Source organism: Bradyrhizobium hereditatis (assembly GCF_020329435.1).
GTDB lineage: Bacteria > Pseudomonadota > Alphaproteobacteria > Rhizobiales > Xanthobacteraceae > Bradyrhizobium > Bradyrhizobium hereditatis.
This window is the reverse complement of sequence record NZ_JAGKJK010000006.1, coordinates 216525-233494: the sequence shown is the minus strand read 5'-3', so window position 1 is coordinate 233494 and position 16970 is coordinate 216525. Positions and strand designations below refer to the sequence as shown.

Below are 16970 nucleotides of genomic sequence, written 5' to 3'. Positions count from 1 at the left end.
GAGCCGCTTTCAAGGAATTTGCCGTGTGATGCGTCCCCTCGCCCCTGTGACATCGAAGCAGCGCGCAGCGTATGGCTTCGCGTTCTTTGTGCTGTTCGTGGCCCTGTGGGCATGGGCAACCTTCGGCGGTCACGTTTCTAAGACGTTCCTCGCCAACCCGCTGACCATGTTGCAGGAAGGCTGGGAGCTCTTGACCAAGCATGGCTTCCTGTTCGACATCGCCATGACAATCTGGCGGGTCGTCGGCGGCTTTGTGCTGGCGGCGATCATCGCAGTACCTACAGGCGTTCTGATGGGCGCCTACAAACCGATCGAGGCTTTCCTGGAGCCGTTCGTTTCGTTTGCGCGTTATCTGCCCGCGTCGGCCTTCATCCCATTGTTGATCCTGTGGGCGGGCATCGGCGAGCTACAGAAGCTGCTGGTTATTTTCATCGGTTCTGTCTTTCAGATCATCCTGATGGTCGCAGTAACCGTCGGCAGCACACGGCGCGACCTTGTTGAGGCGGCATATACGCTGGGAGCCAGTGACCGCGGCATCATCGGCCGCGTGCTGCTGCCCTCTTCCGCTCCCGAGATCGCAGAAATCCTTCGGCTCGTTCTCGGTTGGGCGTGGACCTACGTCATCGTCGCCGAGCTCATTGGCTCATCGTCGGGCATCGGCCACATGATCACCGACAGCCAGGCGCTGCTCAATACCGGTCAGATCATCTTCGGCATCATTGTCATCGGGCTGATCGGCCTCGTATCGGACTTCCTGTTCAAGGCTTTCAATGCCTGGCTGTTTCCGTGGAAACTCGCATGACCATGCTGAAGATCGATCAGGTGTCCCGTACCTTTCCCGCGCGACACGGCCATGCGCCGACGCGGGCACTGGAGCCGACCGACCTCAGCGTCGGCAATAACGACTTCGTCACCATCCTCGGGCCGTCGGGCTGCGGAAAATCCACACTGCTGCGCATCATCGCCGGGCTCGATCAGCCGACGAGCGGCCGCGTCACGTTGGATGGGCTTGAGGTGACGGGACCCGGCGCGGATCGCGGCATGGTGTTTCAGTCCTATACGCTATTCCCGTGGCTGACCGTGCGCGAAAACATCGCGTTCGGTCTGCGTGAGCGCGGAGTTTCCGAAGCGGATCGCGGCAAGATCGCCGACGGATTCATTCATCGGGTCGGTCTAACCGGCTTTGAGAATCATTGGCCAAAGCAGCTCTCCGGCGGCATGCAGCAACGTACGGCAATCGCCCGCGCCCTCGCCAACGATCCCAAGATCCTATTGCTCGACGAGCCCTTCGGCGCGCTGGATAATCAGACCCGCATGCTGATGCAGGAAATGCTGCTCGGCATCTGGGAACGCGACCAGAAAACCGTGCTGTTCGTCACCCATGATATCGAGGAGGCGATTTTTCTCGGCAATCGCGTCATCGTCATGAGCGCCCGTCCCGGGCGCATCAAGGCCGAAATCGTGATCGATCTGCCCCATCCGCGATCCTACAAGATCAAAACCGCGCCTGAATTCGTCAGGCTGAAGGAACGGCTCGTCGAGGAAATCCGGACCGAGGCATTGAAGGTTGCGGCTCACGCCTGACTCAGCGTGGGGAAGCCAATGGCCTCCCCATAGGGCGACATGCGGTGCGTATGGAAGAACAGCTCGACCAGCCGCCCTCGTTTACCGGCGAGGGAAAAGATGTATTCGGGCGACTCCGCTTCCATCTCGGCAACCAGGACTTTCGCAATGCGGTCAACGCGGCTCGAGCCGTGCTCCCAGCCGAAGCCGACGCCGAGCTTGTTGGCGACCGCCTCCAGCATGCCTTCCCGCGTACTGACGACGATCGCAGGAATCGGGCGCAGCCCCGCCAGCCGGAAAGCTTTATCCACCGTGCGCTGCGCCGAGGAATCCCGGGAGCGAAACACCAGCGGATGCTCCGTCAGGCTAGCGATCGCAACCGGCGTCTGGCCGGCCAGCGCGCAGCCCGGATGACACATCGCCACCACGCGCTGCTGGATGCAGGCTTCGCGGCGGAAACGGCTGTCGTCGGGAACTTCGGGCAACACGGCAACGTCGACCCGCTGGTCGACCACCGCGGCGACGATCGTCGACCAGCTGCCGATCTCGATGCTAATCTGGACCTTCGGGAACAGCTTTCGAAAGGTCGCGATCAGCAACATGCCGGGCATGGCGTTGCCGAGCCCGATGCGCAACTCGCCACCCGATAGTTCATCACGCTGCTGCAGGATGGCGAGCGCCTCAGCCTCGATCGACTGCACCTTGTTGGTTGCTGCATAAAGCCTGCGACAAAGCGTCGTCGCGATCAGCGTGTGTCCGTGGCGGTCGAACAACGCCACCTCGTACTCGGCCTCGAGCTCGCGCACGAGCTGGGCCACGGCCGGCTGCGAAACTCCCAGCCGGCGTGCAGCGGCAGCAAATGTGCCGGTTTCGAACACCGCATTCACCGCGCGAACGCGCGACCATGTCAACGCCACAGCGCATTCCCAGGTTGCGGCCGGTACTCCCGACCTTTCGAACACCGCCGAAAGGACTTCTTGGGTCCAGCATAAGACTGGCCTTTGAACGTTATGTGACTGTCAGACCGCCCGCCTAACCCTGTGTGCAAGGCAATGCAGCCCGGCGCACGGGGACAGGTACGGGGAAATGGCACGGATTGAACTCAAGGGTATCCGAAAGTCCTTCGATGCCACCGAAGTGCTGGGGGGTGTCGACCTCACCATCGAAAACGGTGAATTCCTCTCGCTGGTCGGCCCATCAGGCTGTGGCAAGTCGACCCTGCTGCGCGTCATCGCCGGGCTCGAGCCACAGAGCGCGGGCGAGGTGACGATCGATGGCAGTGTGGTGGATGGCATCCGTCCCAGCGCGCGCAATCTGGCAATGGTGTTTCAGTCCTACGCGCTCTATCCGCATTTGAGCGCTTTCGACAACATGGCGGTGCCACTGCGCATGCGTCGCCTCTCGACCATCGAACGCCTGCCGCTACTCGGCACGATACTGCCAAGCCGGCGCCGCGAGGAGCGGACTATCCGCGCCGATATCGAGAAGATCGCGGCCCAGCTCGAAATTTCCCACCTCTTGCAGCGCAAGCCCGCGCAATTATCGGGCGGCCAACGCCAGCGGGTGGCGGTCGGGCGTGCCATGGTGCGCCAGCCCGTAGCGTTCCTGTTCGACGAACCGTTGTCCAATCTCGACGCCAAGCTGCGCGTCCACATGCGCGCCGAGCTGGCGGAGTTGCATCGCAGCCTGAGAAGCACCTTTATTTACGTTACGCATGATCAGGCCGAAGCGATGACCATGTCGAGCCGACTTGCCGTGATGATCGCCGGCGAGTTGGTCCAGGTCGGCAGGCCCGCCGAGATCTACGATAATCCGCGCGACGCCAGGGTCGCCGAATTCGTCGGCAGCCCGAAGATCAACATGATGCCGGGCCGGATCCGCGACGACGGCCGCATCGAAGTCTTCGGTCATGTCCTGCGGCTGACGAGCTCTCAGCCATCGGGAAATTGCCGCATCGGCATCCGCCCGGAACGGATCGAGCTCGGCGGCGGCCCCTTCTCAGGCGCCGTGGTCCATGTTGAGAACATGGGCGCTGAGGCTTTCGTGCATCTCGGCCTGAACGGCGCCGATGCACGGCTGGTGGCGCGCGTCAACGACGTCAGGCGGCTGCCAGATATCGGAAGCCACCTCTCCTTCAACTTCGCTGCCGACGCGGTGCGCGCCTTCAACAGCGCGGGCAAACGCATCGACGTGACGGCGGAGCAGGCCGAGCGGATCAGGGAGCGCGCCATTGTCTGATAACGCGGCCACCATCGGCGGCCTGGCTGTACCCATTTCCATTCCGAAGCGGGCGGCGCAGCGTCGCAACCCCCTATTGTTGACGCCCTATGGGCTCGTGGCACCGGCGCTGACGCTGATGCTGATGATGCTGCTCGGTCCGCTGGCCGGCGTGATCGCGCTATCGTTCACCGACTATCAGCTCGGCGCGCCGAGCCTGTCCTGGATCGGGCTTGCCAATTACCACGAGATGTTCGGCGACAGGGTGTTCTGGACCGCGCTGCGCAATACGCTTGTCTATGTCGGCATCGTGGTGCCTGGCGCGGTCAGTGCGGGCCTTGCTATAGCTCTGCTGATCCAAAGCGGCACCAGCCTGCGCAGCCTCTATCGCACTATCTACTTCCTTCCTGTCATGGCGACGTTGATCGCGATGGCCGTCGTGTGGGAATTCATGCTGCACCCGCAGTTCGGGCTCGTGAACGGAGTGTTGCGCGAGTTCGGCATTGCCGGCCCAAGTTGGCTGCAGGACCGCAGCACCGCGCTCTATGCACTGTGCGCGATCGGCATCTGGCAGGCGGCGGGCTTCAATATGGTGCTGTTCCTGGCCGGCCTCGTCTCGATCCCGAAACAGCTCTATGAGGCCGCCGAGATCGACGGCGCTTCCAGCGCCTGGGCGCGCTTTCGGCTGGTGACTTGGCCGTTATTACGGCCGGTCACGACCTTCGTGGTCGTGATATCGGGCATCCGCTCCTTCCAGGTATTCGACACTGTGCACGTGCTGACCAAGGGCGGGCCGTCGAAATCCACCGAGGTTCTAATCCACAGCATGTACACGGAAGGATTCGAGTTCTTCCGCTCCGGCTATGGGGCCGCGCTCACCGTAGTGTTCCTGGGCTTCATCCTGCTCCTTACGCTCATCAAGTCGAGGCTCGCCGATCGCGGCGCACAATACGCATGACGGCGCTAACGAAAATCTCGATCTGGTCGATGATCCGCCACGTCTTACTGATCGCGGGCGCGATTGTGATGCTGCTGCCATTTGTCTGGATGATTTCCACGGCGTCGAAGCCGCCATCGGAAGTGTTCTCCAGCGAGTTGCATCTCATCCCCCGGCATTTCGCGCTCTGGGAGAATTTGCAGATGGCCTTTGCGAAGGCCAATCTCTGGCGCTTCCTGCTCAATGGCGTGATCGTCACGGTTTCGATCTTCGTGCTGCAGGTGCTGGTCGCGTTGCCGGCGGCCTATGCACTGGCAAAACTGCGTTTCATCGGACGCAACGCGCTGTTTGCGCTGGTGCTGTTCGGCATTCTGATCCCGCCGCAGGCTACCGCGATTCCGGTGTTCCTGCTCCTGCACAGGCTCGGCGTGCTCGACGGCTACGCCGCTTTGGTGCTGCCCTTTACCATTTCAGTGTTCGGCATCTTCCTGATGCGCCAGTTCTTCCGCAACGTGCCCGACGATCTCATCGATGCGGCGCGGATGGACGGCATTTCCGAGTTTGGCATCGTCTGGCGGGTGATGCTGCCGGCCGCCATTCCCGCCGTGACCGCCTTCGGCATTTTCTCCGTGGTGGCGCACTGGAACGACTATTTCTGGCCGCTGATCGTGCTCAACAGCGAGCATCTGCGTACCCCGCCGCTGGCGGTCGCGCATTTCCGCAACGCCGAAGCCGGCACCAATTACGGGGCGCTGATGGCGGCTGCGATGGTGATCATCGCGCCGCTCTTGGTCGCTTTCCTGCTCGCCCAGCGCCGCTTCGTCGAGGGCATCGCGCTCACCGGAATCAAGTAACGCGTCATCTCAAACAGAGGGGAAGTTTTCAATGCTGAAATCGTGGATCGCGGCAGCCGCGCTGTCGCTAGTGGCGACTGCGTCGCTGGCGCAGACGCAGACCGAAATCGTCATGCAATATCCCTATCCGGAGCTGTTCACCGAGACCCACAAGAAGATCTCGGAGGAATTTGCAAAGGTTCAGCCGAACATCAAGGTGACGATGCGCGCGCCGTATGAGTCATACGAGGATGGAACGCAGAAGGTGCTCCGCGAGGCGGTCACTAACCAGATGCCCGATGTCAGCTTCCAGGGCCTCAACCGCATCCGCGTTCTCGTCGACAAGAACATCCCGGCCCAGCTCGACGATTACATCGCGGCCGAGAAGGATTTTGACAAGCAGGGCTTCCACCAGGCGATGTTCGACATCGGCACGGCGAGCGGCAAGGTCTATGCCCTGCCCTTCGCGATCTCGCTGCCGATCGTCTATGTCAATCTCGATCTGGTGAAGCAGGCCGGCGGCGATCCCGCCAATCTGCCGAAAACCTGGGATGAGCTGATCGTGCTGGCCAAGAAGATCAAGGCGCTCGGTAACGACATCAACGCGTCACCTACGCCTGGGACATCACCGGCAATTGGCTGTGGCAAGCGCCGGTGTTCTCGCGCGGCGGCACTATGCTCAACACCGATGAAACCCGCGTTGCGTTCAATGGACCGGAGGGCCAGTTCGCCATCCGCATGCTTGCCCGTCTGGTGACCGAGGGCGGCATGCCCAATCTCGACCAGCCCGCGATGCGCGCCGCCTTCGCTGCCGGTAAGACCGGCTTCCACGTCACTTCGACCTCCGACCTCAACAAGGTCACCCAGATGGTCGCCGGCAAGTTCGCGCTGAAGACCCACACCTTCCCCGACGTGGTGTCGCCGAACGGCCGTCTTCCGGCGGGCGGCAATGTCGTGCTGATCCTCTCCAAGGATAAAGCCAAGCGCGACGCCGCCTGGGAAGTGGTGAAGTTCTGGACAGGGCCGAAAGGCGCGGCCATCATGGCCGAGACCACCGGCTACATGCCGCCGAATAAGGTCGCCAACGAGGTCTATCTCAAGGACTTCTACGTCAAGAATCCGAACAACTACACCGCCGTCAGCCAGCTCGCGCTGCTGACCAAGTGGTATGCCTTCCCTGGTGACAACGGGCTGAAAATCACCGATGTGATCAAGGATCACCTCAATTCGATCGTATCAGGCGCGCGGGCGAAGGAGCCGGATGCCGTGCTGACCGACATGGCGGCCGACGTGCAAAAGTTGCTACCGAAGACTACCGGCACGGCGCGCTGAGTTGGTCAGATGAAATTCGTGATCCTTACCGACACCCACTTTGTCGCGCGTGGTCGCAAGATATACGGGCTCGATCCGGCCGAACGGCTTGCGGCCGCGATCGACTGCATCAACCGCGATCATCGTGACATCGCTTTTGCCATCATCACCGGCGACCTCGCCCATTGGGGCGAGGACGCGGCTTACGAAAACCTGGCCGGCGTACTCTCCCGCCTCGATGCGCCGACCATCCTGCTGATGGGCAATCACGACCGTCGCGACGACTTTGCACGCTACTTTCCCGGCGTGAAGCGCGACGCCAACGGATTTGTGCAGTCCATGCAGGTGTTCGACGACGCCACAATCGTTACACTGGATACGCTGAACGAGGCCGCGCCCAATCATGAAGGCCTGCTCTGCGCCGATCGTCTCGACTTCCTGGAGCAGGCGCTGCAGTCGGCGCCGACTGACCGGCCGCTGCTGCTATTTCAGCACCATCCGCCCTTCGACACGGGCTTGCGCTACATGGACACGATCCGCCTTGCCAACCCCGAAGCCGAATGGGAGGTGATCGCGCGGACGAGGCGGCCGGATTATCTGTTCATGGGCCATCTGCACCGGCCAATCGCAGGCCTCTGGAACGGCATCCCCTTCCACATCCAGCGCGCGCTGGCGCATCAGGTCGCCTTCGATCTGGAAACCGAAGGCCACATCCCGGGCTCGCACGAGGGGCCCGACTATTCCCATGTCACCGTGACCGGCGGGCAGATCGTGATCCACCAATGCTCGTTCCTCTACGCCGGCCCGCGCTTCTCGCTGCATGACAAGGCGGCGCTCGACGGCACGATCGGCTGACGCACCGCCTCGCTAATGAACTGATGCGGTTCCGCCGTCCGGCGCAAAACACCGGGCGCGCGTCGCCGCTAAAGCCATCCGTAAGATTCCGCCGCCTCCGCCCCGCACCGAAGCGGTTACTGCCAAGACCAGGCGGAGAAGTCGTTCTCGAATTGCGGGACTTCCTTCCACACGCCCTTCAGCTTCTTGTTTGCAACCGTGATCCATTGCGGCTGATACAGGAAGCCGGCGACGGCATCGGTGGCTAGCATGCGCTGCGCGTCGCCGAGCAGCCTGGCGCGCTCAGCCTCCACGGGCGTCGCCGTGATCTGCTTGTAGAGCGCGTTGAAGGCTTCGTTGTTATAACCGAGATAATAGTCCGGCTCGGTTATCTTCACGAGATCGAACGGCTCGACATGCGAGACAATGGTGAGGTCGAAATTGTGCGGGCCGTTGCCGGCAAAGACCTGCGATAGCCACTGCGCCCATTCGACGTTCTCGATCTTGGCAATGATGCCGACCTTGGCAAGCATGGCCGCGAGGACTTCGCCACCCTGCCGCGCGTAAGGGGGCGGCGGCAGCTTGAGGCTGAGCTCCAGCGGCGTCTTGACGCCGGCTTCCGCCAGCAGCTTCTTGGCCTTTTCGGGGTCGTAGGGATTGATGGCGGTGGTGTCTACATAGCCCAGCGATCCCGGCGTATAGAAGCTGCCGATCGGCGTGCCGAACCCGTCGACGGCGCCGTCGATCATCGCCTTGCGATCGATGGCGGCGAGGATGGCGCGGCGAACCCGCACATCGTCGAGTGGCTTCCTCCGCTGGTTGATGCCGACGATCGTCTTGGCCTTGGAGCCGCCGATCAGCACGTTGAAGCGCGGATCGGCTTTGAGCTGCGCGATGCTGCGCGCCACGGCAGCGCGCGGAAACACGTCAATGTCGCCGGACAGCAGCGCCGCGACCTGTGCGGCAGGATCGCCGATGAAGCGGATGGTCACCTTGGAAAGCTTGATCGCGGCGGCGTTGCGATAGTCGGGCCATCTATTCAGGGTGATCGATGATCCCTTGGCCCACGCGCCGAGCGTATAGGGTCCGGTGCCGACCGGCTGCGTCGCATTGGTCGGCGCGCTCTTCGGCTCGACGATCGAGCCGCCGGCCTGCCCCAGCAGGAAAGGCAGGTTCGGCTCGGAATATTTCAGCGCGACCACGATCGTTTCCGCATCGGGTGCGGTGACGGACTCAAACGCCTGGTACAGGCTTTTGTCCTTGTTGGTGCTGGTCGGCGCGGTGTTGCGATCGTAGGAGAACTTGACCGCCGCGGAGTCGAACGGCTCGCCATTGTGGAATTTGACGCCCTTGCGCAGCTTGAACGTATAGGTCTTGAGGTCGGGCGACGCCTGCCAGCTCTCGGCAAGCAACGGCGAGACCGAGCCGTCCTCGTTGATCTTGGTCAGTGTCTCATAGACGTTGTAGAGCGTGACCTCCGCGATCGCCGCCGCTGCCGCGTTGGTGGGATCGAGTCCCGGCGGCTCCAGCGTCATGCCCATGACGACGCTGTCCTTCTTGCCCTGCGCCAGGCTCGGCAGCGGCGCCACGGAGAACGCTGCGGCCGCCGCGATAATCGTCAGTTTCTTCAGCATGTCTTGCTCCCGCGACCTGTCTCACACAAGCTAGTTCAGTCCCGCGCTAAAGGCTAACCCGCTGCCGCCACCGAGGGCAGCGCCATCACGGCCTCCGCGTGGTGGCAGGCTGCAAGGTGCGCCCTGCCGACGTTGCGTAGCGGCGGCGCGGTCTCGCGGCAGTGCTGATCGGCCAGCGGACAGCGCGATGCGTAGGCGCATCCGGTCGCACCGGTCGACTGGGAGGCGATCCGTTGGGCGCCGCGGCGACGCACCCCGCCAGCGCGGGCGCGCGGCACGGCCTCGAGCAGCGCCCGCGTGTATGGGTGGGCGCAATGCGCGAACAGATCTTCAGGGCTCCCCTGCTCGACGATGCGCCCGAGATACATCACAGCGATCTCGTCGCAGAGATAATCCACCACCGCCAGATCGTGGCTGATCAGGATGTAGCTCAGCCCGAACTGATCCTGCAGATCCTGCATGAGATTGAGCACCTGCGCCTGCACGGAGACGTCGAGCGCGCTGACCGGCTCGTCGGCGACGATCAGCTTCGGCTGGGTGATCAGCGCACGGGCGATCGCGATGCGCTGGCGCTGACCGCCGGAGAACTCATGCGGGAACTTGTCCATATCGGCGTCTCGTAGCCCGACCTGCCGCAGCACGCCGGAAACCCGCTCACGGAGCGTCGCGCGATCCATCCGTCCGAGCGCGGTCAGAGGCTCCGCGACGATGCGGGCGATGGTCTGCCGCGGGTCCAGGGATCCATAGGGATCCTGAAACACCATCTGGAAATCCCGCCGGGCGCGGCGCAGTTCGTCGGCCGGCAGCCGATTCAGGTCGCGACCCATCAACGACACCGAGCCCGACGACGGCCGCTCCAGTGCCATCACGAGACGCGCGAAGGTCGACTTGCCCGATCCGGACTCGCCGACCACGCCGAGGCTGCGGCCCGCCATCACCTGCGCAGTGACGCCGTTGAGCGCATGCACCTGCGCGGCCGGCTTGAACATGCTTTCGCGCGGCAGCGTGTAACGCTGCTCCAGATCCTTGACATCGAGCAGCGGCTGCTCGGCGGGTGGCGGCGTCCGTTCAAGCATGGTCATGCTCCACCGCTCCGACTGTCTCGGCCATTGAAACATCGGTCCTGATACAGCGCACGCCATGTCTGGCGCCGACATCCACCACAGCCGGCAGCGCCACGCGACAACGGTCCTCGACGATCCCGCAGCGGTCGGCGAAGGTGCACCCCGACGGCAGATCGGCGAGTTCAGGCACCGTGCCTGCGATGGTCTGCAGCCGGGTGCCCTTGCGCGCACCAAGCCGCGGGCGCGCGCGGAATAGGCCCTGCGTATACGGATGCCCCATTCGCGTGAACACGGTGTTGGTTGCGCCGCTTTCGACGACGATGCCGCCGTACATCACCATCATGCGTTGCACATTCTCGGCGATGACACCGAGATCATGCGAGATCAGAATCATCGACATCCCACGCTCGGCGACGAGGTCTGCGATCAGATCGAGGATCTGTCCCTGGATGGTGACATCGAGCGCCGTGGTCGGCTCATCGGCGATCAATACGTCGGGTTGGCAGGCCAGCGCCATGGCAATGGTAATGCGCTGGCGTTGTCCGCCGGAAAACTGGTGCGGATAGGCATCGACGCGCTTCGCCGCGTCAGGCAGGCCGACGCGATCGAGCAAGGCAATGGCCTCCCTGCGTGCATCTGCTGCCGAGCAGTTGGTGTGGCGCCGTAGTGGCTCGGCCACCTGACGTCCGATCGTGTGCATCGGATTGAGCGCGGTCATCGGCTCCTGGAAGATCATGCTGATGCGATTGCCGCGCAGCTTGCAGTAGTTCGCATCCGACAGACCTACCAGCTCGTGGCCGTCGAGGCGGATACTGCCGCTGACGACGGCGCTCTCCGGTAACAGGCCCATCAGCGCGAGTGCGGTGACGGACTTTCCGCAGCCGGATTCGCCGACGAGGCCTAAGGTCTCGCCGCGCCTCAGCGAGAAACTGACGCCACGAACGGCTTGCGCGGGACCGCGGCTGGTGTTGAGCCGGACACCGAGATCCCTGACCTCGATTAAAGGGGCGTTGGCGGTATCGCTCATCTCAACGCTCCCGCGCCAGCCGGGGATCGAGCAGATCGCGCAACCCGTCTCCGAGCAGATTGAGACCGAGCACGGCAATTGCGATCGCAGCGCCCGGGTAGACCGCGAGCATCGGCGACTGGAACAGCAGCGTCTGCGCGTCGTTCAGCATACGCCCCCAGGACGGCTGCGGCGGCTGAGTGCCAAGCCCGAGATAGGACAGCGCCGCCTCGGCAAGGATCGCGAGCGCGAACTGGATCGTCGCCTGCACGATCAGGATCGGCAGCACGTTCGGCAGCACATGCTCGATGGTGATACGGAAACCGCCCTTGCCCGAGGCGCGCGCGGCCAGCACGAATTCCCGCGCCCAGATCGCATTGGCCGATCCGCGGGTCAGCCGTACCAGGGTTGGGATCTGGAAAATGCCGATCGCGACAATCGAGGTCACCATGCCCGGCCCCGCAACGGCAGCCAGCATGATCGCTGAGAGCACGGCCGGAAAGGCGAAGGTAAAGTCGCTCATGCGCATGATGATCTCTTCGGTCCAGCCCTTGCGCGCGGCGGCAATCAGCCCCAGACATACCCCGAAGGTGAGACCGATGCTGACGGCGATGACGCCGACCATGATGGTGGACCGGGCACCGACCAGCAACAGCGAGACGATATCGCGACCGAGGACATCGGTGCCGAGCCAATGCGTGGCCGATGGCGGCCGCAGCTTGGCGGTCACGTCGATTTCATAGGCCGACCAGGGCGTCCAGACCAGCGACAGCAAGGCGGCAAACAGCACCATGAGGCTGAGCGCGCCGCCAATGACAAAGCTGCGATGGCGCAGTGCGCGGCGCCAGAAGCCGGTCGCGAGCCGTGGGCGCGCGGTGACGGCTTCAACGTCCACTGAGGCGCTCAGCGGGGTGCTCATAGGTTATGCACCTTGATGCGCGGATCGATGAAAGCATAGAGCACATCGACCACGAAGTTGACGATGACCACGATCGCAGCGAGCAGCATCACGCAGTTGCGCACCACGATCAGGTCGCGATTGGCGATCGACTGGAAGATCAGCCGGCCGAGGCCCGGCAGATAGAACACGTTCTCTATCACGATCGTGCCGGCCAAGAGGTTGGCGAATTGCAACCCCATGATCGTCATGACAGGGATCATCGCGTTGCGCAGCACGTGCCGCCACAACACGTCGCGCTTGCTCAAGCCCTTGGCACGCGCGGTGCGCACGAAATCTTCGCGCAGCACTTCTAGCACGGCGGACCGCGTAACGCGCGCAAGTATCGCGGCCTGCACCACCGACAGCGAGATTGCCGGCAGCAGCAGCGATTTGATCCCGGCCAGGATGCTTTCCTCCCAGCCCGCAAATCCGCCGGCTGAGAGCCATTGCAGCTTCACCGCGAACAGCAGAATAAGCAGGATGGCGAACCAGAAGTTGGGAAGCGCGATGCCGAACTGCGTCAGCGACATCACACCGACGTCGCCGATCTTGTTGTGATTTGCCGCCGTATAAATGCCGGCAGCAAGGGCCAGCACAACTGTCATCGACATGGACATGATCGCCAGAGGAATGGTCAGCGTGAGACGCTCTGCGATCAATCCTGCAACGGGCGTGCCATAGGCATAGCTGTTGCCGAGATCGCCTGTCAGTATGCCGGTGATCCAGTGGACGTAGCGATAATACAGTGGTTGATCGAGCCCGAGCTTGATCGTCATTGCCCGAACCGCATCGGGCGAGGCATCGGCGCCCATCAGCATCTGCGCGGCGTTGCCAGGCAAGGCGTCCAGCACAAGGAAGATGATCAACGACGCACCGAAGAGCGTCGCGATCAGCGTCAGAAAACGGCGCAAGATGAAGACGCTCAAGTCCCGACTCCCTTGTTAGCGGCCAAGCGTGATGGCAACCGCGCTTCACCTACACTGCCAGACTCGGCCACCTGCCGAGAAGATCTTGCGAGGCCTCAAACAGCGCGCTGACGCGCAGCAATTCGACGTCTCCGCGAAATTTGCCGACGAGTTGAATGGCGATCGGCAGTCCGTCCGCCCCAAAACCGCACGGCAGGCTGATGGCCGGGTGGCCGGTCATGTTGAACGGCATGGTCCAGGGAAACCAGCTCGGCCGAACGTCGCTGAACACCCGGCCGTCTATTTCGATCGTGCCGAACAGGTCCTGATCGATTGGAAGCGCGGTGCGCGTGATAGTTGGCATCGCGAGAATATCGACCTTCTGCAGCAATGATTGGATCCGCCGGAACAGCGCGGTACGGTCAAACATCGCTCGCTGATAGTCAACACCGCTGACCTTCATCGCCAGCGCCAGTTGCTTCATGAATGTCTCGCTCAGCACGTCGCCATGATCGGCCGCTAGCTTCTCAAACCGCGCGCGCCAGGCAGTGTGATTGATGGCGCGCCAGATCGGTTCGATCTCAAATCCGTCGGCGGACATTTCCTCGATTTCGGCACCCAGAGCTTCCAGTCTGGCCAGCGCGACCTTGAATGCGGCAGCGACATCGGCCGCGACCGGCCGGCCGAGTGGTGCGAGGCAGAATGCAATCCTGCACCCGCGCAGATCGCCGTTCGCCGACGATCCCTCGACAAAATTCCCCGGCGGGAATCCGATCGACCACGGATCGGAAGCGTCTTCTCCCGACATCACCTGCATCATCAAGGCAGTATCCGCGACCGTGCGTGTCATTGGGGTCACATAGGTCTGGTTGCCGAACGCGTCCTGCACCTGGCTGTGGGGAATGACGCCATTGCTTTGCTTTAGCCCGACGACGCCGTTGCAGGCGGCCGGAATCCGCGTCGAGCCGCCGCCATCGGTTGCGATGGCGAGCGGCGCGATGCCGCTTGCAACCGCGACTGCCGCTCCTCCGCTCGAACCACCGCTCGAGCGCGTGGCATTCCAGGCATTGCGTGTGCGGCCGAACAAGGGCGAATCCGTCAGGCACTTGGTGCCGAACTCCGGCGTCGTCGTCTTGCCTATGAGGATGGCACCCGCTGCCCGCATCCGCGCCACCGCGACCGCATCATAGTCAGGAACGTTGTCCCTGTAGGGCACCGCGCCGAACGTCGTTCGCACGCCCCGGGTGTTGACCAGGTCTTTCACGGTGTAGGGAATGCCGTGCAGAAGCGGAAGCGGCCCGCCGGCCATCACCTCACTCTCCGCCTTCCTCGCCTCCGCCATGGCCTCATCGGCGCACAGCGTGATGAAACAGTTCAATTCGGACTGCAGCCGCTCGGCCCGCGCAAGAATGCCGCGCGTGACCTCGACCGGCGAAACCTCCTTGCGGGCGATCCGTGCGCGAAGTTCGCTGGCAGGCAGGAAGCACAGTTCGTCAGTCATGGGCCTTCGCTCCGAGGGGTCGACGACAGCAGCATGACATTCACATTGACTTCAGGTCCAATACCATCGCACAACTGAGCTATACGAGATCGGTATAGTAAAAATGGATCTCCGGCGTCTCCGCTATTTCGTGGCCGTAGCCGAAGAACGCAGCGTCGCCCAGGCGGCCGTACGCCTGCGCATGGCGCAACCGCCGCTGTCGGTGCAGATCCGCAAACTGGAATCGGAAGTCGGCACGTCGCTGTTTCGTCGCGGCGCGCGGGGAATGGAGCTGACAGCGGCCGGCCGCGCCTTGCTGTCGCGCGCGCGTGAAGCGCTGGCGCTGGCGGCCGAGGGTTTTGAGGCAGCCCGCGCGGTGGCGGCGGGGCGCCGGGGAAGACTGTCGGTCGGTTACATGTTCGCGCTCACCCACGCCGTGTTGCCGAGACTCGTTCCCGAGTTGCGAAGGTCGCTTCCCAAGGTCGATCTGGAGTTCATCGAACTGAGCGCATCGACGCGCGAGGCGCGGCTATTGGATCACAGCGTGACGGTCGCACTGTGCATGCCCGCTATTCGCCACAGCGAGATCGAGGTCTCCACGATCGGAAAGCAGCGCTTGATGCTGGCCATGCCAGCCGGTTCGCAGCTGGCGCGCTCGGCTGCGGTGCCGGTGAAAAAGCTGCAGGGACGCCCACTGATAAGCCTGCCCAGCCCCGCAGAGGATCCGGCGACTTCAGTCGTAACATCGCTCCTGCGGCGGCATCAGGTCAGCATGCCCGTCGTGAACCGGGTGGAGACCGTGCACTCGGCGCTCAGCCTTGTCCTTGCCGGAGAAGGCATGGCAATCCTTCCCGCCTGTGCCCAGCTCGGAGCCCCGACCGGCGTCGTGTTCAGGCCCTTTGTCGATGCCGACGATGCCATCGACGTTGCGGTTTGCTGGCGGAGGGATTCGCTCAACCCGCTGGTCCGGAATTTCCTGAAGTGCGCGGAGCGCGTGATCCGTCAAATCTGATCGTTGGCGGCCGCGCCTGCTTCATAGCTCGCGCGCGCGCAAGCGACTGGCGTCAGGCCGCCAGAATCGTTTCAGGCGCCGCGGCAGGCAAATTCTGGCTGTCGGCGACCGCGCGATTGGTGATCTGTCCGCGGTGCACGTTGAGGCCGGCGCGTAGATGTGGATCCTCGATCAGCGCGCGGACGCCCTTCCCGGCGAGCGCGAGGCCGAACGGCAGCGTGGCATTGTTGAGCGCATGGCTCGACGTCACCGGCACAGCGCCCGGCATGTTGGCGACGCAATAGTGCACGATATCGTCGACGAGATAGGTCGGAGCCTGATGGGTGGTTGGCCGCGACGTCTCAAAGCAACCACCCTGGTCGATCGCGACGTCGACCAGCACGGCACGGCGCTTCATGCGGGAGAGCAGCGCGCGCGAGACGAGTTTTGGCGCGCTGGCGCCCGGCACCAGCACGGCGCCGATCACGACGTCAGCCCCGATCACCTCCTCCTCGATCGCCTCCAGCGTCGCATAGCGGGTGCGAACGCGACCCAGGAACATCTCGTCGAGAACACGAAGCCGCGGCAGCGAGCGATCCAGGATCACGATGTCGGCGCCGAGGCCGGCCGCCATTCGCGCGGCATGCGTGCCGACCACGCCGCCGCCGATCACCGCAATCTTGCTGGGAGCGACGCCGGGCACCCCACCGATCAGCTTGCCCATACCGTCAGCCGATTTTCGTAGCGCCGCGCCGGCGGCCTCGATCGCCAGCCGTCCCGCCACTTCGCTCATCGGCGCCAGCAGGGGAAGCCCGCCATGGGCGTCTGTCACCGTCTCGTAAGCAACCGCGGTGCAGCCGGACGCAACGAGCCCTTTGGTCTGCTCGGCGTCCGGCGCCAGGTGCAAATAGGTGAAGAGAATTTGGTTCTCGCGCAGCTGGCGCCATTCCGTCTGCTGCGGCTCCTTGACCTTGACCACCATGTCGGCGGTCGCGAAGATTTCCGCAGCCGTATCCACGATCGCAGCGCCGGCTGAACGGTAGACATCATCGCTTGCCCCGATGCCGGTCCCGGCCCCCTGCTCGACAATCACCTCGTGCCCCTGCGTCACATATTCCCGCACCGAGGCCGGCGCCAGACCGACGCGATATTCCTCGACCTTGATTTCCTTGGGCACGCCGATCCGCATGGGTTCTCCTTCTTCCGAGCTTATCCGGCTGATGAGAAATTTACCGCCGAACCGGCGACGCTTCTC

General features: G+C 63.3%; 17 protein-coding genes. 9 read left to right on the top strand and 8 right to left on the bottom strand.

Annotated features, from left to right (window positions below; translation table 11 throughout):
- Positions 1–28 precede the first annotated feature (28 nt).
- Both J6524_RS16360 and J6524_RS16355 read left to right on the top strand, forming a co-directional pair.
- On the top strand, positions 29–802 hold the full coding sequence (locus tag J6524_RS16360) for an ABC transporter permease (RefSeq protein ID WP_225672250.1): 774 nt from the start codon (positions 29–31) through the stop codon (positions 800–802).
- Positions 799–1584, top strand: a complete 786-nt coding sequence (locus tag J6524_RS16355; protein ID WP_225672248.1) for an ABC transporter ATP-binding protein — start codon at positions 799–801, stop codon at positions 1582–1584. Before J6524_RS16360 ends, J6524_RS16355 begins: the two co-directional genes overlap by 4 nt.
- Here J6524_RS16355 and J6524_RS16350 read toward each other — a convergent pair.
- The gene (locus J6524_RS16350) at positions 1575–2480 is read right to left on the bottom strand and encodes a LysR family transcriptional regulator (RefSeq protein WP_225672246.1); all 906 of its coding nucleotides are present in this window, start codon (positions 2478–2480) and stop codon (positions 1575–1577) included. The genes J6524_RS16355 and J6524_RS16350 overlap by 10 nt on opposite strands.
- Positions 2481–2649: 169 nt before the next feature.
- Here J6524_RS16350 and J6524_RS16345 point away from each other — a divergent pair, with 169 nt between their 5' ends.
- Genes J6524_RS16345 through J6524_RS16325 form a run of 6 tightly spaced genes read left to right on the top strand, consistent with a single transcriptional unit; the run spans position 2650 to position 7716 of the window.
- Positions 2650–3801 (top strand): ABC transporter ATP-binding protein, encoded by a 1152-nt coding sequence (locus J6524_RS16345; protein WP_225672245.1) that lies wholly within the window; start codon positions 2650–2652, stop codon positions 3799–3801.
- The gene (locus J6524_RS16340; protein ID WP_225672243.1) at positions 3794–4738 is read left to right on the top strand and encodes a carbohydrate ABC transporter permease; all 945 of its coding nucleotides are present in this window, start codon (positions 3794–3796) and stop codon (positions 4736–4738) included. The genes J6524_RS16345 and J6524_RS16340 overlap by 8 nt, the downstream gene beginning before the upstream one ends.
- The gene (locus tag J6524_RS16335; protein WP_225672241.1) at positions 4735–5571 is read left to right on the top strand and encodes a carbohydrate ABC transporter permease; all 837 of its coding nucleotides are present in this window, start codon (positions 4735–4737) and stop codon (positions 5569–5571) included. The genes J6524_RS16340 and J6524_RS16335 overlap by 4 nt, the downstream gene beginning before the upstream one ends.
- A gap of 31 nt (positions 5572–5602) precedes the next feature.
- Positions 5603–6307, top strand: coding sequence for an extracellular solute-binding protein (locus tag J6524_RS37375; RefSeq protein ID WP_283843314.1), 705 nt, complete (start codon positions 5603–5605; stop codon positions 6305–6307).
- On the top strand, positions 6226–6882 hold the full coding sequence (locus J6524_RS37370) for an extracellular solute-binding protein (protein WP_376712028.1): 657 nt from the start codon (positions 6226–6228) through the stop codon (positions 6880–6882). The genes J6524_RS37375 and J6524_RS37370 overlap by 82 nt, the downstream gene beginning before the upstream one ends.
- Before the next feature lie 9 nt (positions 6883–6891).
- Positions 6892–7716 carry a phosphodiesterase gene (locus J6524_RS16325; protein ID WP_225672239.1) on the top strand — a complete coding sequence of 275 codons (825 nt, stop codon included), beginning with the start codon at positions 6892–6894 and terminating at the stop codon, positions 7714–7716.
- Between the two features lie 116 nt (positions 7717–7832).
- Here the strand turns inward: J6524_RS16325 and J6524_RS16320 are convergent, their stop codons facing one another.
- The 6 genes from J6524_RS16320 to J6524_RS16295 are packed head-to-tail and all read right to left on the bottom strand — an operon-like array spanning position 7833 to position 14745.
- Positions 7833–9329: an ABC transporter substrate-binding protein gene (locus tag J6524_RS16320; RefSeq protein ID WP_225672237.1), complete on the bottom strand. Its 1497-nt coding sequence runs from the start codon at positions 9327–9329 to the stop codon at positions 7833–7835.
- Positions 9330–9382: 53 nt separating this feature from the next.
- On the bottom strand, positions 9383–10405 hold the full coding sequence (locus tag J6524_RS16315; RefSeq protein WP_376712033.1) for an ABC transporter ATP-binding protein: 1023 nt from the start codon (positions 10403–10405) through the stop codon (positions 9383–9385).
- The gene (locus tag J6524_RS16310) at positions 10398–11420 is read right to left on the bottom strand and encodes an ABC transporter ATP-binding protein (protein ID WP_225672234.1); all 1023 of its coding nucleotides are present in this window, start codon (positions 11418–11420) and stop codon (positions 10398–10400) included. Before J6524_RS16310 ends, J6524_RS16315 begins: the two co-directional genes overlap by 8 nt.
- 1 nt (position 11421) lies before the next feature.
- Positions 11422–12318, bottom strand: coding sequence for an ABC transporter permease (locus tag J6524_RS16305; RefSeq protein WP_225672232.1), 897 nt, complete (start codon positions 12316–12318; stop codon positions 11422–11424).
- Positions 12315–13265, bottom strand: a complete 951-nt coding sequence (locus J6524_RS16300; protein WP_225672230.1) for an ABC transporter permease — start codon at positions 13263–13265, stop codon at positions 12315–12317. The genes J6524_RS16305 and J6524_RS16300 overlap by 4 nt, the downstream gene beginning before the upstream one ends.
- A gap of 49 nt (positions 13266–13314) precedes the next feature.
- Positions 13315–14745: an amidase gene (locus J6524_RS16295; protein ID WP_225672228.1), complete on the bottom strand. Its 1431-nt coding sequence runs from the start codon at positions 14743–14745 to the stop codon at positions 13315–13317.
- A 103-nt stretch (positions 14746–14848) separates the two neighbouring features.
- Here J6524_RS16295 and J6524_RS16290 point away from each other — a divergent pair, with 103 nt between their 5' ends.
- Entirely contained in the window at positions 14849–15736 is an 888-nt protein-coding gene (locus J6524_RS16290; RefSeq protein ID WP_225672226.1) for a LysR family transcriptional regulator, read from the top strand.
- A 52-nt stretch (positions 15737–15788) separates the two neighbouring features.
- Here the strand turns inward: J6524_RS16290 and ald are convergent, their stop codons facing one another.
- The gene (gene ald, locus J6524_RS16285) at positions 15789–16904 is read right to left on the bottom strand and encodes an alanine dehydrogenase (protein WP_225672224.1); all 1116 of its coding nucleotides are present in this window, start codon (positions 16902–16904) and stop codon (positions 15789–15791) included.
- Positions 16905–16970: the final 66 nt, after the last annotated feature.

Bases quoted from the DNA above. Each gene is read 5' to 3' on its own strand.
- J6524_RS16290 (WP_225672226.1), top strand. From the start codon at position 14,849: ATGGATCTCCGGCGTCTCCGCTATTTCGTGGCCGTAGCCGAAGAACGC.
- J6524_RS16355 (WP_225672248.1), top strand. From the start codon at position 799: ATGACCATGCTGAAGATCGATCAGGTGTCCCGTACCTTTCCCGCGCGA.
- J6524_RS16295 (WP_225672228.1), bottom strand. From the start codon at position 14,745: ATGACTGACGAACTGTGCTTCCTGCCTGCCAGCGAACTTCGCGCACGG.
- J6524_RS16360 (WP_225672250.1), top strand. From the start codon at position 29: ATGCGTCCCCTCGCCCCTGTGACATCGAAGCAGCGCGCAGCGTATGGC.
- J6524_RS16305 (WP_225672232.1), bottom strand. From the start codon at position 12,318: ATGAGCACCCCGCTGAGCGCCTCAGTGGACGTTGAAGCCGTCACCGCG.
- J6524_RS16345 (WP_225672245.1), top strand. From the start codon at position 2,650: ATGGCACGGATTGAACTCAAGGGTATCCGAAAGTCCTTCGATGCCACC.
- J6524_RS16320 (WP_225672237.1), bottom strand. From the start codon at position 9,329: ATGCTGAAGAAACTGACGATTATCGCGGCGGCCGCAGCGTTCTCCGTG.
- J6524_RS16310 (WP_225672234.1), bottom strand. From the start codon at position 11,420: ATGAGCGATACCGCCAACGCCCCTTTAATCGAGGTCAGGGATCTCGGT.
- J6524_RS37370 (WP_376712028.1), top strand. From the start codon at position 6,226: ATGCTCAACACCGATGAAACCCGCGTTGCGTTCAATGGACCGGAGGGC.
- J6524_RS37375 (WP_283843314.1), top strand. From the start codon at position 5,603: ATGCTGAAATCGTGGATCGCGGCAGCCGCGCTGTCGCTAGTGGCGACT.
- ald (WP_225672224.1), bottom strand. From the start codon at position 16,904: ATGCGGATCGGCGTGCCCAAGGAAATCAAGGTCGAGGAATATCGCGTC.
- J6524_RS16325 (WP_225672239.1), top strand. From the start codon at position 6,892: ATGAAATTCGTGATCCTTACCGACACCCACTTTGTCGCGCGTGGTCGC.
- J6524_RS16315 (WP_376712033.1), bottom strand. From the start codon at position 10,405: ATGCTTGAACGGACGCCGCCACCCGCCGAGCAGCCGCTGCTCGATGTC.
- J6524_RS16335 (WP_225672241.1), top strand. From the start codon at position 4,735: ATGACGGCGCTAACGAAAATCTCGATCTGGTCGATGATCCGCCACGTC.